The sequence below is a fragment of the Planococcus sp. SE5232 genome (assembly GCF_050686535.1).
Lineage (GTDB): Bacteria > Bacillota > Bacilli > Bacillales_A > Planococcaceae > Planococcus.
The window spans coordinates 1346988-1361538 of record NZ_JBOGCP010000001.1 but is presented as its reverse complement, the minus strand read 5'-3'; the positions used below and the strand labels follow the sequence as shown (position 1 = coordinate 1361538).

Below are 14551 nucleotides of genomic sequence, written 5' to 3'. Positions count from 1 at the left end.
ATCCTTCCCATTCACTTATTCTTCGATGGCGACTTTCTTTTTCTTAGCCATACGCTCACGTTCGTTTTTATCAAGAATTTTTTTGCGCAAACGAATGGTTTGTGGAGTGATTTCGCAATACTCATCATCATTCAAGTATTCAAGCGCTTCTTCAAGACTCATCAAACGTGCTTTTTTCATTGTTGTTGTCTGGTCTTTGTTAGCTGAACGAATGTTGGTTGCAGCTTTTATTTTGACGATATTTACGGTTAGGTCGCTATCGCGGTTATGTTCTCCGACGATCATGCCTTCGTAGATTTCAGCACCGACTTCAACAAATGCAGTTCCACGATCTTCGATGCCCATCAAGCCGTAAGTCGAAACTTTACCGCGCTCCATAGATACCAATACACCTTGACGGCGTCCACCGACACGGCCAGAAGCAACTGGCTGGTAGCTGTCGAATGTATGGTTGATGATTCCGTAGCCACGTGTCTGTGTCAGGAATTCAGTTGTGTAACCGATCAAGCCACGTGCTGGTACGTTAAACACAAGACGGACTTGTCCGCTTCCGTTATTGATCATATCCAACATTTCGCCTTTACGCTCACCCAAGGATTCGATGATTGCTCCTGTGTATTCTTCAGGCACGTCTACTTGAACGCGTTCTACTGGCTCGCAGCGAACTCCGTCAACCATACGGACAATAACTTCAGGTTTTGAAACTTGAATTTCAAATCCTTCACGGCGCATATTTTCGATCAAGATCGATAAATGCAGTTCTCCGCGTCCAGAAACTACCCAAGCATCAGGTGAATCAGTTGGATCCACACGCAAGGAAACATCGGTTTCCAGTTGGGCATCCAAGCGTTCCTGAATTTTTCTTGACGTAATATATTTCCCTTCTTTACCTGCAAATGGGCTGTTGTTGACAAGGAAAGTCATTTGCAAGGTCGGCTCATCGATGCGCAGGATCGGTAATGCTTCCTGATGATCTGCAGGACAGACCGTTTCACCTACGTTGATATCCTCCATACCTGAAACAGCAATCAGATCGCCAGCTTCAGCTTTTTGGATTTCAACGCGTTTAAGTCCCATGAAACCATGGATTTTAGTAACTCGGAAGTTTTTCACTGCTCCATCAAGTTTCATCAATGCTACAGACTGTCCGACTTCGATCGTCCCGCGGAATACACGGCCGATACCGATACGTCCAACATAGTCATTGTAGTCAAGTAGAGCAACCTGGAACTGAAGTGGCTCATCTCTGTTATCGATGGGCGCTGGGACGTGTTCCAAAATGGCATCATAAATGACCTGCATATTTTCTTCCTGGTCTGCAGGATCAGCAGAAAGGCTTGCTGTACCATTCATACCTGATGCAAAGATAACCGGGAATTCCAATTGGTCGTCATTTGCTTCAAGCTCGATGAACAATTCGATAACTTCATCAACCACTTCTTCAGGACGTGCGAAGTCGCGGTCAATTTTGTTGACGACAACGATTGGTTTCAAGTTCTGCTCAAGAGCTTTTTTCAAAACAAAACGTGTCTGTGGCATACAGCCTTCATAAGCGTCGACTACTAAAAGGACACCATCTACCATTTTCATGATACGTTCAACTTCTCCGCCGAAATCAGCGTGTCCAGGAGTATCCAGAATGTTGATTTTAGCGTCTTTATACTGGATCGCAGTATTTTTCGCAAGAATTGTAATTCCGCGTTCTCTTTCAATATCATTCGAGTCCATAGCACGTTCATCAACGTGTTCATTTGAACGGAAAGTTCCGGATTGTTGTAGAAGTTGGTCCACCAAAGTTGTTTTACCATGGTCAACGTGGGCAATAATTGCAATGTTTCTTAAGTCGTTACGTAAGTTAGTCATATTTTCACTCCAATATTCTTTTTTCATGCCTATAACTGTGCTAGTATAGCACATATAGGTGTAAAACCCTAAGATTTTATTTCAGGCAATAAGCTACAGGAGGAAAATCGCGTGATAAGCTTAGTTAAAAACATAAAATGGATTTTTGTACTGTATTCCTTGGCAGCAATAGTGGCGATGGTCGGAATCGGTTTGGCTATTGGCCTGCGCAGTGTCTTAGGCATATTCGCAGCAATCTTGCTATTGGGTCTGGTCATGGGCATGGGCTTCAAAAAGAAAAAAGAAATGCGGGAAGCCGGATTACTATAAGTATAAAAAAAGATGCGGAAATCCGCATCTTTTTTTACTTGATTTTGATATATTTTTTCAACAGCTCCTGGTGAATAGCCGGATTGGCGGCGATAAACGTATCCTGTTTCAATAAGTTCGCCGGGTCGCCTTTGAAGTTCGTAGTGACCGCACCAACTTCCTGCGCAATGACCATGCCACCCGCAATATCCCATGGTGACAATCTCATGGAAATATAGGCATCGACACGTCCGCTTGCTAAATAGGCAAGCTCCAGTGCAGCAGATCCGTAAGAACGCATGCCCCGTACGTCGCGGATCAATTGGATGGTTGCTTCATGGTCCAGATAGCGGTTCGGCACTGCCCACGTCGCATTCATAGCGACGATCGATTCAGTTATCACCGTTTCCATCAGAGGTCTCAGCTGCTCATCATTGTAATAAGCGCCTCCATCCTTTATTCCGTGATATAAATCATCATTAACAACGTCATAGATATAGCCAAGTTTGCCGATTCCGTCTTCATATATGCCAAGTGAAATAGCGAAATTGCGTTTCTGATGAACAAAATTCATCGTGCCGTCAATCGGATCGAGCAGCCAGATGGCCCCTTCCGAACTTTGGATATCGTCGCCGAACCCTTCTTCTCCGAAGATCCGATGTCCCGGAAAGTCCCTGCGGATACGTCCAATAAAAAATTGCTCGATTTCCTTGTCGATATTCGTCACCAAATCGTTGGCGTTTGATTTTGATTCGATGGTGATATCAGTCAAAAACGAATTGCGGATCCGATGCCCCGCTTCTTTGATCAGTGATTTTATGTATAAATCCATAGCATGTAAATCCATGTATGTATCCCTCCTCATTTGTTACAGTATAACGAAAAAGGCATCTGCTGTCTTACTTCAGCAGATGCCTTTAATGTATAGACGTATTAGAGCGCATGAAGGGCCTCCAGTTCTACGTGAATCTCTTGAAGCCGCTGCTTGCTTTTTGAGATTTGATGATCGTCTTTCTGCTGCATCGCATCAAATAATGAAGCAAGTTCATAATCAAGTTCTAATTTCAGCACATGTACATATTCTTTCTCTACATCCGCTTTGCGGATTATCTGAATCATCTGTTTCATAATGAGCACCCCTTTCTCATCATACTCCGAAAATTCTGACTAATCGTGTTACAAGTATTATAATACCACTTTTCTTTAATGAAATCCATTGGCAGAAACGTATTTATATTCTTTTTTCCCAAACTTCGTTAAAATGAAACCTGATTACCTAAATTAAAGGAGGATATTTACTTGAAGCCTTATTGGAATGACCAGGATTTCGAAGTTTTCAACACTCCTGGCCTCGATGCCAGGATGTCAGCACTCACGGAATATGTCCGTCCGAAGTTCCAGGAACTAGGGACTGAGTTCTCATCTTTCTTCTCTGGAAAAACCGGAGATGAGTTTTTCCCTCATGTAGCAAAGCATATGAGGAGGACGGTCAATCCCCCCAATGATAGCTGGGTGGCTTTTGCTCCTTACAAAAGAGGCTATAAAGCAGTTCCCCATTTTCAGATTGGCATGTGGGAAAGCCATGTATTCGTTATTTTGGCTGTAATCTACGAAGCGCCCAATAAATCCACAATGGCTGAAAACCTTCTGCACTCCGAAGTATTGGACCTCTTATCAGGAGACTTTGCCGCTTCCGGGGACCATATGAAACCCCAGGCTGAGTCCTTAATCGAATTAGGGGAAGAAGGCATCGAAAAATTATTGATCCGCCTGCGTGATGTCAAAAAAGGAGAATTTGTTATCGGGCGGCATTTGTGTAGAGAACAGGCTGCTTCTTTAACGAAAGAACAGTTTCTCCGATTTGCTGAAGAAACTTTCGAGGCCCTTCTTCCTGTTTACCATACTTTGCTCCAACCAATAAAAGAACCTGTCAGCCGCTGAGGCTGCAGGTTCTTTTTCTGCTAGATCTTATTCACCTTGATGATTTCGTCGCCGGTTCCTGCCTTCATTTCTTTTATGGCTGGGAAACATGCATAGCCGCTTTCTTCTTCGAATTCGCGGAAATAGGTTTTTTCTTCTGAAATTGCAGGTACGACTTGCTTAAACTTCCGGTAACGCGTCAAGAGGTCCTGTCTGCTGATGCCTTTTTCATATGCCCGTTCGATGCCTTCGAAAAAACTGACGACATCAATGATTTCTTCTGTTGTCCATTCAATTGAAAATGGATAGGAATAATCCATCTTTTCACCCCTCTTTTCATTCAGTGGCTGACCATTTTTTCCGGATTTCTTCAGCCTGTCGGACCATTTCCTCAATCAGTTCCTGGACTGTCGGCACGTCTTTGATCAATCCCGTCACTTGTCCGGCCCAGCCGAAGCCCTGATCCTTTTCTCCATTATAGATGAATCGCTTATTGGCTTCACCGCTGATGTATTCTTTCAAGGCTTCATAAGTCGGCGTCTGGCTTTCAATCTCGAGAATTTTATCCGTCCAGCTGCTCCGCAATGTCCTAGCAGGTGCGCCGATGCTTCGCTTGATGATGACTGTATCGTTTTCAGAACTGTTGATCAGCTGCTCTTTATAAGCTTCTGAAGCATGGACACATTCTTTGGTGGCGATAAAGCGCGTCCCCATCTCAATGCCTTCAGCACCGAGGGCAAGAGCCGCCATCCAACCGCGTCCGTCTCCGATCCCGCCCGAAGCGATGACCGGAATGTTCACAGCGTCGACTACCTGCGGAATCAGCACCATCGTACCGATGTCGTCACGCCCTAAATGTCCGCCGCCTTCGTGCCCCACGACCATCACAGCATCCGCCCCGAGGCTTTCCGCTTTTTCAGCCTGTCTCCTGGCAGCCACAAGGACCAGTTTTTTGATATCCGTTCCTTTTAGCTGCTCGAATATCGGGGTCGGATTTCCGCCTGTCATCGAGACGACCGGCACCTTTTCTTCGATCGCCACATCCAGCATATGCGAAAATGCACGGCCATGATCGCCAATCGCAAAATTAACACCAAAAGGCTTGTCCGTCAATTCTCTTACTTTTTGAATTTCTTTCCGCAGCTCTTCAGGCGTAGAAAGGCTCATCGCCGTAATTTGTCCCAGCCCACCTGCGTTTGAAACAGCTGCCGCCAATTCTGCATAAGCTAAATATGCCAAGCCTCCCTGAATAATGGGATAGCGGATGTTCAATAGCTCAGTCACCCTCGTTTTGAATTCCATGAACTCACTCCTTTTCTCTCTGTATGTCATGTATTCGCTTCCACCACAGAAAATCCTTTTATTTTTTACTATAGGCCATGGCATCATGCTATAATTCTTTTTGTTTTCATTTTATTAAGTGAGGTGGGCTAATCATTGTCTCAATTAGAAACTCCGTTATTTGATGCGCTTTTGAAGCATCGAAACCGGCACCCGATCCAATTCCATATTCCTGGCCACAAAAAGGGCCAAGGCGTCGATCCTGCATTCAGGGAATTTGTCGGCGATAATATTTTATCCATTGATTTGATTAATATCGCCCCGCTGGACGATTTACATTCTCCAAAAGGTGCCATTAAAGACGCGCAGGAACTGGCTGCCAAAGCATTCGGCGCGGATCATACATTCTTTTCGGTACAGGGTACAAGCGGTGCCATCATGACCATGATCTTGAGTGTGGTCGGTCCCAACGACAAGATACTCGTGCCGCGAAATGTTCATAAATCCATTATGTCGGCCATAGTCTTTGCCGGCGCCATTCCGATTTTCATCCATCCGGAAGTTGATCCGGAACTCGGAATCTCCCACGGCATTTCTGCAGAAGCTGTAGAAAAGGCGATGAACGAATACCCTGATGCCAAAGCGGTGCTGGTCATTAATCCTACTTATTTCGGTGTAGCCGCTGATTTGAAGCGGATTGTCGATATCGCCCATTCACGCAATGTACCTGTTTTGGTCGATGAAGCGCACGGCGTCCACATCCATTTCCATAAATCCCTCCCAATTTCCGCGATGGCGGCAGGAGCGGATATGGCAGCAACTTCTGTCCACAAGCTTGGTGGATCCATGACACAAAGTTCAGTACTCAACGTACGGGAAGGCCTGGTCTCACCTAAACGCGTCCAGTCCACGCTATCGATGCTGACGACAACTTCGACTTCATATCCGATTCTGGCATCCCTTGACACTGCTCGCCGCCAATTGGCGATTCATGGCTTTGACCTGATCGACCAGGCCATCCGCCTGGCTCAGGACGCCCGCAAACGCATCAATAAGATTCCACATCTGCACTGCGTCGGCAAAGAGGTATTGAATTCGTCAGCCACTTTCGACATGGATCCGACGAAGCTGTTGATCAGCGTTAAAAACCTGGGCATCACCGGGCATCAAGCTGAGGAATGGCTGAGGGAAAACGCCAATATCGAAATCGAACTTTCCGATTTGTATAATATTCTTTGCCTGGTGACAATCGGCGACACCCGCAAGGAATTGAATCTGCTGTTAAATGCTCTTCAGCGCATGAGCGAAGCATTCGACAGTGAGGCCGCTGTCATCGAACCTGTCGTTCTGCTGCCGGATATTCCACGGCTTGCTATGACACCACGAGACGCTTTCTACGCGACTACCGAAGTCATTTCAATCAATGATGCTGTCGGCCGCATTTCAGCTGAATTCATCATGGTCTATCCGCCGGGCATCCCTATTTTCATTCCTGGGGAAATCATTACCGAAGAAAACATCAATTACATCCACATGAACGTCGCTGCCGGTTTGCCTGTCCAGGGGCCGGAAGACGATACATTGCAGATGCTGCGCGTCATCAAGGAGCAGCAGGCGATCAGGTAAGAACCACAAAAAGATCCAAGAGCCGATGCTCTTGGATCTTTTTTAAATGCCTTCTATTGCTGCCGGATCTACAAAGCCATAGCCTTTATCCTTCAAGCCCTGAATGATGCCTGGAAGGGCTTCTGACGTCCATTCGCGGTCATGCATTAAAAGATTGGCGCCGTTGTTTAAGTACTCGGTATTGACCATGATGTCTGTTAAGGATTGGGCATCCCGGTACTGCTGTTCCCAATCATAGCCATATGTCCAATTCATGAGGACCATTTTCTGCTCCTGAACAAGCTGTTTGCTGAAATCCGTATTCGCTCCATGTGGTGCCCGGAAGAATTTCGGCTTTTCACCGATGATCCCTTCGATCGTTTCATTCAATTGCAGAATTTCTTCCTTTTGCTGTTGTTCAGTAAGATCCTTTAAGTTCGGATGGCTGTTGGTATGATTGCCGATTGCAAAACCCATTTCATGAAGCTGCTTCAATTGCTGCTTTTCTTCATCCGTGTCCAAAAAATGCCCATTGACGAAAAAGATCGCTGGGATATCTTGGTTTTTCAAGGTTTCCGCCATCTCCATAGCGTGTTTGTCCGGTGCATCATCAATTGTCACCAGTACGACTTTTTCTGCAGCATCTGCTATTGGCTGCACGGACCAATTAGCAGTATTGACGCGGTATTGCGGTTCGGCCACTGCCACTTCTTGAGTCTCTTGTTCTTTTTTTTCCTCCTTCGGTTCAGCTGCTTTTTCACTTTCTTCAGCTTTTTCTTCATTTGCTGTTTGATCTACAACGGGTTCTTTCTCTTCAACTGATGGTTTGTCGTTTTCTCCGTTGCACGCAGCCAGTAAAATCAGCGTAGCTGCAAGTATCATCCATCGTTTATGTATCAATACGACCACCCCATTTCTAAACAAATCTTACCATGGCTAGCTTATTTTTTCCAAAAAAAAAGAAGCCGCATAAGCGGCTTCCTATCAGTTATTTAACGATATGAATCGGTGTTCCAAGAGCTACTTCTGCAGCTTCCATTGTAATTTCAGCAAGTGTCGGATGCGCATGGATGGTCATTGCGATATCTTCCACTGTCATTCCAGCTTCGATTGCAAGGCCAAGCTCAGCGATCATGTCTGATGCGCCGGCTCCAACGATCTGTGCTCCTAACAGCAAGCCGTCAGATTTGCGTGAAACCAGTTTCACGAATCCTTCAGTTGCGTTTAATGAAAGAGCACGGCCGTTTGCAGCGAATGGGAATTTCGCAGCCGCAGCTTCGAATCCTTCTTCTTTTGCCTGTTCTTCAGACAAACCTACGCTTGCAAGTTCCGGATCTGTAAAGCAGACAGCCGGAATAGCCATATAATCAACTTCAGACTTCTCGCCTGCAATTGCTTCTGCAGCAATTTTGCCTTCATATGAAGCTTTATGAGCCAACTGAAGTCCTGCCACTACATCACCGATTGCATAGATATTCGGGATGTTCGTGCGGCATTGCTTATCGACTTCAATCAAACCACGGTCCGTCATTTTAACGCTCACTTCTTCAAGACCCATTTCGTCTGTATTCGGACGACGGCCAACCGTTACAAGAACATAATCAGCTTCAAGCGTTTTTTCTTCCCCGCCTGCTTCATAAGTAACTTTAACGCCTGAATCAGTTTCCTCTACACCCTTAGCCGATGCTTTAGTGATGACTTCTACGCCTTTTTTCTTCAATCCTTTTTTAACGATTGCTGTCATCTGTTTTTCGAATCCAGCTAAGATATCAGGAGCGCCTTCAAGAATCGTTACTTCAGAACCCATGTTTGCAAATGCAGTACCAAGCTCTGTACCGATATAACCGCCGCCGATAACGACAAGTTTTTTAGGAAGCTCAGTAAGTGCCAAAGCTCCAGTTGAATTAATCACGCGTTTTGTAAATTTAAACGTCGGGATTTCAACAGGACGAGACCCAGTAGCGATAATTGCATTTTTGAATTTATACGTCTGCGCTGAATTGTCATCCATCACACGAACTGTATTTTCATCAACGAAATAGGCTTCTCCACGAAGGATTTCGACTTTATTGCCTTTAAGAAGAGATTCAACACCGCCAGTCAATTTCTTCACGACGCCATCTTTAAATGCCTGTGCTTTTTCAAAGTTGAGTGAAACTTCTTTGGCAACGATCCCCATATCTTCTGAATGTTGAGCTTCCTCAAAACGGTGCCCAACAGAAATCATCGCTTTTGAAGGGATACAACCGACATTCAAGCAAACGCCGCCGATATATTCCTTTTCAACGATTGTTACTTTTTGGCCAGTTTGTGCTGCGCGAATAGCTGCAACATAACCGCCAGGGCCTGAGCCGATTACAAGCGTGTCTGTTTCGATCGGAAAATCTCCTACTACCATAAGTTTTACGCCTCCATTAATAGTAATTCAGGTTGACTTAATAAACGTTTAATGTGATTTAACGCGTGTTGTGCTGTTGCTCCATCGATCATTCTGTGATCGAAGCTCAATGATAATGCTAACACAGGTGCCGCTACAATTTCACCATTTTTAATTACAGGCTTTTCTGCAATCCGACCAATTCCAAGAATTGCCACTTCCGGATGGTTGATAACCGGCGTGAACCATTGCCCACCGGCAGAACCGATATTCGTAATCGAGCATGAAGCGCCTTTCATTTCAGCAGCAGATAATTTACCATCACGCGCTTTTGTTGCCAACCCGTTGATTTCATCGGAAATGGCGAATACGGATTTACGGTCTGCGTTTTTGATGACAGGTACCATCAAGCCTTTTTCTGTGTCGGCTGCAATACCGATATTGAAGTAATGCTTCTGGATAACTTCGCTTGTTTCATCATCAAATGATGTGTTCAAGGCTGGGAATTCACGCAATGTGCTGACCAGCGCTTTCACCACATATGGCAAATAAGTGAGTTTGATTTCTTTTTCTGCAGCAATGTCCTTGAACTTTTTGCGGTGTGCCACCAATTCAGTGACATCCACTTCGTCCATCAAAGTTACGTGAGGAGCGGTATGTTTTGAATGGACCATTGCTTTAGCGATCGCCTTGCGGATACCGGACATTTTCTCACGGGTTTCAGGGAATTCCCCTTCAGGAGCTGCCGCAGCTTTTGGTGCCGCTGCAGCTTTTTCAGTGCTTTCTTCTGCCGCTTCCTGTGGTGCTTCCTCAGAAGCTGCAGGTGTTGCCGCTTTTTGGTCGCCTTTCATGAAGGCTTCCACATCTTCTTTTAGAATGCGGCCATTATTGCCGGATCCTGAAACTTGTTTGATATCCACATCGTTGTCGCGCGCAAACTTGCGGACAGACGGCATAGAAATGACGCGCGCATTTGGATCAGATTCTTCTTTAGCATCCGCTTGCGGCTGAGCTCCAGCGCCAGTCTTCTCTTCAGGCTTGCCATCTTCGGCCGGAGCTTTTTCGACATCTTGCCCGGATTCGGCTGTACCTGATTGAACCTGCTCTTCCGTTTCTTCCTTCACTTCAGGAGCGGCTTCTTTTTTATCGCCTTGCTCTTCATCTTCTCCACCATCAGCATCAGGTGCATCAATACGGATCAAAACATCGCCTACTACAGCAACTGTCCCTTCCTCCACCAATACTTCTTCAACTGTTCCTGAAACCGGTGATGGAATTTCAACGACCGCCTTGTCATTTTGCACTTCAACAAGAATATCGTCTTCTTCGATTGTATCTCCTGCTTTTACGAACCATTTTACGATTTCACCTTCATGGATACCTTCTCCGATATCAGGCAAACGAAATTCAAAAGCCATATATTTCACCCTTCCGTTTCTGTCTATTTTAAAACGTAAGTACTTTTTTAGCTGTCTCTACTATATCATTCGCATTCGGAAGCCAAACTTGCTCTGCTTGTGAGAATGGGAATATGGAATCCGGCGCGGTTACGCGAAGAACCGGTGCATCCAGGCTCAAAATTGCACGGTCTGTGATTTCAGCCACGACACTCGCTGCGATTCCAGCTTGTTTTTGAGCTTCCTGAACGACCATAGCGCGTCCAGTTTTTTCTACAGAAGCGATGATTGTTTCAATATCAAGCGGCTGGATGGTGCGAAGGTCAACCACTTCAACCGAGTAGTTTTCTTTTTCAAGTGCTTCTGCCGCTTTGATACTTTCCTGCACCATTGCGCCGTAAGCGATAATCGTTAAATCTTTGCCTTCACGTTTCACATCCGCTTTACCGAGAGGAATCGTATATTCTTCTTCTGGCACTTCCTGGCGGAAAGAACGGTATAGCTTCATATGCTCAAGGAAAATGACCGGATCGTTGTCGCGGATTGCTGAAATCAACAAACCTTTTGCATCGTACGGTGTAGACGGAATGACTACTTTTAGCCCTGGCTGAGCCGCCATTAATCCTTCCAATGAATCAGCATGCATTTCTGGTGTGTGGACACCGCCGCCGAACGGCGAACGAATTGTCACTGGCGAATTCAGGCTCCCGCCGCTGCGGAAACGCATGCGTGCCATTTGGCCGCTGATCGAATCCATCACTTCAAAAACAAAACCGAAAAACTGGATTTCCGGAACAGGTCTGAATCCCTGCAAAGCAAGACCAATTGCAAGGCCGCCAATTCCAGATTCCGCCAAAGGTGTATCGAAGACACGATCTTCTCCGAATTCTTTCTGCAAACCTTCCGTTGCACGGAATACCCCACCGTTATTTCCTACATCTTCACCGAAAACAAGAACATTTTCATCGTTCTTCATCTCTGTTTTCAGAGCGTCGGTAATCGCTTGGATCATTGTTAATTGTGCCATGGCTTACTTCGACTCCTTTGCTTTATAGATATCCATCTGCTCTTGCACGTTGAACGGCAGCTCTTCATACATGAATCCAAGCAAATCTGTAACTTTTTGCTTCGGAGCGCCATCTGCTTTTTTGATTGCCGCTTTGATTTCTTCTTTAGCTCTATCCATTACTTCAGTTTCTTTCGCTTCATCCCAGATGCCTTTCGCTTCCAGGTATTTACGGAAACGGACAAGCGGATCTTTCTTTTCCCATTCGCTGTCGATATCCGATGTACGATAGCGTGTCGGGTCATCCCCAGCCATCGTATGCGGTCCATAACGATAACAGAAAGTTTCAATCAGCGTCGGACCTTCTCCTTTGATTGCGCGTTCGCGTGCGTCGCGCGTCACCGCGTAAACAGCCAATGGATCCATGCCATCGACAAAGACACCCGGGATCCCAGCAGCTACAGCTTTTTGAGCAATTGTTTTAGCGGCTGTCTGAGCATCACGCGGAGTCGAGATTGCGTATTGATTGTTTTGGACAATAAAGATAGCCGGTGCACGGAAAGCTCCGGCAAAATTGATTCCTTCGTAGAAATCGCCCTGTGAAGAACCGCCTTCTCCTGTGTAAGTTACTGCAACAGCTTCTTTTTTGCGCTTCTGCATACCCAGCGCAACGCCCGTAGCCTGGATGAACTGAGCGCCGATGATGATTTGCGGCGGCAGAACATTCAAGCCTTCAGCCATTTGATTCCCCATGAAATGCCCACGGGAGAAAAGAAATGCCTGGTGAAGCGGCCATCCATGCCAGATCAATTGCGGTACATCACGATAACCCGGCAAAATGAAATCTTCTTTCGACAAAGCAAAATGAGAGGCCAATTGAGAAGCTTCCTGTCCTGCTGTCGGAGCATAGAATCCAAGGCGTCCCTGACGATTTAATGAAATAGAACGCTGATCAAGGATTCGCGTATACACCATACGAGTCATCAATTCCTGAAGATCTTCATCCGATAGTTTCGGGTCTGCCTCTTCATTGACGATTTTGCCTTCTTCGTTCAAAATCTGAACCATTTCAAACTTTTCTTCGATTGCATTAAGCGTTTCCACTGGATCGAACTGCTGTGATTTTTTCGCAGCCATAAAAGCAACTCTCCTTTTTATCTGTATTAAAATAATTACCCATTGTTTATGATACAATTGCACATTCTTTATCAGTATACGTTACAAAAATAACTCGGTCAATCATAGAGAACCTAACATTTTCGGACAATAGTAATAATAAGATAATTCGAATATCCGAAACTGTATCAGTTAATTTTAGGACCTGTATTATAATACAGCAGCGTTTCTGCCCATCTTTTATAGCACAGAAAAAGCGACCGTAAAGGCCGCTTATTCCTCGCTTTCATTTAATTTTTCCATTGTTTCGTCCTTCAAGTCATTCACCTGTTGTGTTAACTCATTGAACGCTGTAACAGCCAACTGGACCTGCTCGTTTTGCTCATTCACTTCTGCAGCTTTCTCCTGAAGCATTTGCAATTTGCTTTCTTCATCCTTCAATAGTTCATACAGTTCTTTTTGGCGAGCGACCAACTCTTCATAGGCTGTTGTAAACTCATCATGGGCAGCAAAGCGTTCCTGCATTTTTGCTTTCAGCGCTTCCAGATCCGTTTTTACAGATTCCTCTTCTGCTTCTTCGATTACTTGGTCGATTTCAGTAAAACTCTCTTCAGCCGATTCCATCGACTCTTTTTCAGTCTGTAAAAACTCCAAGCGTTCATCTGCAGAATCAAGTGCTTCCTGAGCCTGCTCTGCCACCTGCTCCTGTTCTTCTTGAGTCAGAGCCATGATTTCTTCAAACAATTGCTGTTCCTTTTTTTCCCGCTCCTCGAGATCATCCTGCACTGCACGATATTCTTCTTCAGCATCGAAAGTATCATTCAGAACGCCATCCAAATCTTCCCTGATGCCCGAACCTGAACAGGCAGACAACAATAGAAAAACAGATAAACTAACCGCCATCCCCAATTTCTTCATCTGATTCACCCCTTAATTACCATGAATTAACTATAGTATGCAGAGGATTAAAATACAACTCCACCCAATAGCTTTTTCTTTTTTCAAAACCACTGATTTACGTTATACTAAATTGTATAGCAAGCCATTTGAAAGGATGAAATCACTTGATACGAATGAAAGACATAATACGTGAGGGTCATCCTACACTCAGAAAACGCGCTGAGGAAGTGAAGTTTCCACTTTCTGAAGCAGATCGAAAATTGGGTGAAGACCTTATGGAATACGTAGTGAACAGCCAAGATGATGAATTGGCTGAAAAATACGATTTGCGCCCCGGTGTGGGAATTGCTGCGCCTCAAATAAATGAAGCGAAACGGATATTCGCCTTGCATTTCGATGAAACTTCTGGAGAAAATCTCAGCCTGATCGCAGTGAATCCTAAAATCGTCAGCCATTCAGTAGAAAAAGCTTATTTAGCAGCTGGAGAAGGCTGCTTATCAGTAGACCGTGCAATTCCAGGTTATGTACCAAGATATGCCCGAATCACCATCAAGGCATTCAATTTGGATGGCGAAGAAATCAAGATGCGCTTAAAAGGCCTTCCAGCGATTGCCTTCCAACATGAACTTGATCACTTGAATGGGGTCATGTTCTTCGATCACATCGATTCCAAAAACCCTTTCGCCAAAATTGAAAATGCTATCGCAATCGAAAGAGACTCGGCTGAGTAAGCCGAGCCTCTTTTTTTCATTTATTTCAGCGAGCCTTAAGTTCCACAGTTAATGGGCGCTTCCGCTT

At 45.2% G+C, this 14551-nt stretch carries 15 protein-coding genes; 4 read left to right on the top strand and 11 right to left on the bottom strand.

Annotation, left to right across the window (positions count from 1 at the left end):
- Nucleotides 1–15 precede the first annotated feature (15 nt).
- On the bottom strand, nucleotides 16–1863 hold the full coding sequence (gene typA / locus ACRC6Q_RS06310) for a translational GTPase TypA (protein ID WP_223633619.1): 1848 nt from the start codon (nucleotides 1861–1863) through the stop codon (nucleotides 16–18).
- A gap of 111 nt (nucleotides 1864–1974) precedes the next feature.
- Here typA and ACRC6Q_RS06305 point away from each other — a divergent pair, with 111 nt between their 5' ends.
- Entirely contained in the window at nucleotides 1975–2172 is a 198-nt protein-coding gene (locus tag ACRC6Q_RS06305; RefSeq protein ID WP_223633623.1) for a YlaF family protein, read from the top strand.
- A 34-nt stretch (nucleotides 2173–2206) separates the two neighbouring features.
- Here ACRC6Q_RS06305 and ACRC6Q_RS06300 read toward each other — a convergent pair whose 3' ends face one another.
- Together ACRC6Q_RS06300 and ACRC6Q_RS06295 are read right to left on the bottom strand one after the other, a co-directional pair.
- Entirely contained in the window at nucleotides 2207–2998 is a 792-nt protein-coding gene (locus ACRC6Q_RS06300; protein WP_223633626.1) for an inositol monophosphatase family protein, read from the bottom strand.
- Between the two features lie 86 nt (nucleotides 2999–3084).
- Complete coding sequence (locus tag ACRC6Q_RS06295; RefSeq protein ID WP_223633629.1) at nucleotides 3085–3279, bottom strand: hypothetical protein; 195 nt, start codon at nucleotides 3277–3279, stop codon at nucleotides 3085–3087.
- 171 nt (nucleotides 3280–3450) lie between these two features.
- Here ACRC6Q_RS06295 and ACRC6Q_RS06290 point away from each other — a divergent pair, with 171 nt between their 5' ends.
- The gene (locus ACRC6Q_RS06290; protein WP_431466077.1) at nucleotides 3451–4092 is read left to right on the top strand and encodes a YktB family protein; all 642 of its coding nucleotides are present in this window, start codon (nucleotides 3451–3453) and stop codon (nucleotides 4090–4092) included.
- A gap of 20 nt (nucleotides 4093–4112) precedes the next feature.
- On the opposite strand, the gene ACRC6Q_RS06285 is transcribed toward ACRC6Q_RS06290, so the two are convergent.
- Both ACRC6Q_RS06285 and ACRC6Q_RS06280 read right to left on the bottom strand, forming a co-directional pair.
- Nucleotides 4113–4391, bottom strand: coding sequence for a UPF0223 family protein (locus ACRC6Q_RS06285; RefSeq protein WP_223633649.1), 279 nt, complete (start codon nucleotides 4389–4391; stop codon nucleotides 4113–4115).
- A 16-nt stretch (nucleotides 4392–4407) separates the two neighbouring features.
- Nucleotides 4408–5373, bottom strand: a complete 966-nt coding sequence (locus ACRC6Q_RS06280) for an NAD(P)H-dependent flavin oxidoreductase (protein WP_431466076.1) — start codon at nucleotides 5371–5373, stop codon at nucleotides 4408–4410.
- 135 nt (nucleotides 5374–5508) lie between these two features.
- Here ACRC6Q_RS06280 and ACRC6Q_RS06275 point away from each other — a divergent pair, with 135 nt between their 5' ends.
- A complete protein-coding gene (locus tag ACRC6Q_RS06275) occupies nucleotides 5509–6978 on the top strand; it encodes an aminotransferase class I/II-fold pyridoxal phosphate-dependent enzyme (RefSeq protein WP_223633655.1) in 1470 nt (489 codons plus the stop codon).
- A 42-nt stretch (nucleotides 6979–7020) separates the two neighbouring features.
- On the opposite strand, the gene ACRC6Q_RS06270 is transcribed toward ACRC6Q_RS06275, so the two are convergent.
- The 6 genes from ACRC6Q_RS06270 to ACRC6Q_RS06245 form a co-directional block, all read right to left on the bottom strand.
- The gene (locus tag ACRC6Q_RS06270) at nucleotides 7021–7857 is read right to left on the bottom strand and encodes a polysaccharide deacetylase family protein (RefSeq protein ID WP_431466075.1); all 837 of its coding nucleotides are present in this window, start codon (nucleotides 7855–7857) and stop codon (nucleotides 7021–7023) included.
- 88 nt (nucleotides 7858–7945) lie between these two features.
- Nucleotides 7946–9355 (bottom strand): dihydrolipoyl dehydrogenase, encoded by a 1410-nt coding sequence (gene lpdA / locus ACRC6Q_RS06265; protein ID WP_431466074.1) that lies wholly within the window; start codon nucleotides 9353–9355, stop codon nucleotides 7946–7948.
- Nucleotides 9356–9360: 5 nt separating this feature from the next.
- The gene (locus tag ACRC6Q_RS06260; RefSeq protein ID WP_223633664.1) at nucleotides 9361–10752 is read right to left on the bottom strand and encodes a dihydrolipoamide acetyltransferase family protein; all 1392 of its coding nucleotides are present in this window, start codon (nucleotides 10750–10752) and stop codon (nucleotides 9361–9363) included.
- A 28-nt stretch (nucleotides 10753–10780) separates the two neighbouring features.
- Entirely contained in the window at nucleotides 10781–11758 is a 978-nt protein-coding gene (locus tag ACRC6Q_RS06255; RefSeq protein ID WP_223633667.1) for an alpha-ketoacid dehydrogenase subunit beta, read from the bottom strand.
- Nucleotides 11759–11761: 3 nt separating this feature from the next.
- Nucleotides 11762–12874 carry a pyruvate dehydrogenase (acetyl-transferring) E1 component subunit alpha gene (gene pdhA / locus ACRC6Q_RS06250; protein WP_223633670.1) on the bottom strand — a complete coding sequence of 371 codons (1113 nt, stop codon included), beginning with the start codon at nucleotides 12872–12874 and terminating at the stop codon, nucleotides 11762–11764.
- Between the two features lie 252 nt (nucleotides 12875–13126).
- Complete coding sequence (locus ACRC6Q_RS06245; protein ID WP_223633673.1) at nucleotides 13127–13771, bottom strand: YkyA family protein; 645 nt, start codon at nucleotides 13769–13771, stop codon at nucleotides 13127–13129.
- A 146-nt stretch (nucleotides 13772–13917) separates the two neighbouring features.
- Between ACRC6Q_RS06245 and def the strand changes: the two genes are divergently transcribed.
- Nucleotides 13918–14484, top strand: a complete 567-nt coding sequence (gene def / locus ACRC6Q_RS06240) for a peptide deformylase (protein WP_223633676.1) — start codon at nucleotides 13918–13920, stop codon at nucleotides 14482–14484.
- The last annotated feature ends 67 nt before the right edge of the window (nucleotides 14485–14551 follow it).

Bases quoted from the DNA above. Each gene is read 5' to 3' on its own strand.
- typA (WP_223633619.1), bottom strand. From the start codon at position 1,863: ATGACTAACTTACGTAACGACTTAAGAAACATTGCAATTATTGCCCAC.
- ACRC6Q_RS06300 (WP_223633626.1), bottom strand. From the start codon at position 2,998: ATGGATTTACATGCTATGGATTTATACATAAAATCACTGATCAAAGAA.
- ACRC6Q_RS06295 (WP_223633629.1), bottom strand. From the start codon at position 3,279: ATGAAACAGATGATTCAGATAATCCGCAAAGCGGATGTAGAGAAAGAA.
- ACRC6Q_RS06285 (WP_223633649.1), bottom strand. From the start codon at position 4,391: ATGGATTATTCCTATCCATTTTCAATTGAATGGACAACAGAAGAAATC.
- ACRC6Q_RS06280 (WP_431466076.1), bottom strand. From the start codon at position 5,373: ATGGAATTCAAAACGAGGGTGACTGAGCTATTGAACATCCGCTATCCC.
- lpdA (WP_431466074.1), bottom strand. From the start codon at position 9,355: ATGGTAGTAGGAGATTTTCCGATCGAAACAGACACGCTTGTAATCGGC.
- ACRC6Q_RS06260 (WP_223633664.1), bottom strand. From the start codon at position 10,752: ATGGCTTTTGAATTTCGTTTGCCTGATATCGGAGAAGGTATCCATGAA.
- ACRC6Q_RS06255 (WP_223633667.1), bottom strand. From the start codon at position 11,758: ATGGCACAATTAACAATGATCCAAGCGATTACCGACGCTCTGAAAACA.
- pdhA (WP_223633670.1), bottom strand. From the start codon at position 12,874: ATGGCTGCGAAAAAATCACAGCAGTTCGATCCAGTGGAAACGCTTAAT.
- ACRC6Q_RS06245 (WP_223633673.1), bottom strand. From the start codon at position 13,771: ATGAAGAAATTGGGGATGGCGGTTAGTTTATCTGTTTTTCTATTGTTG.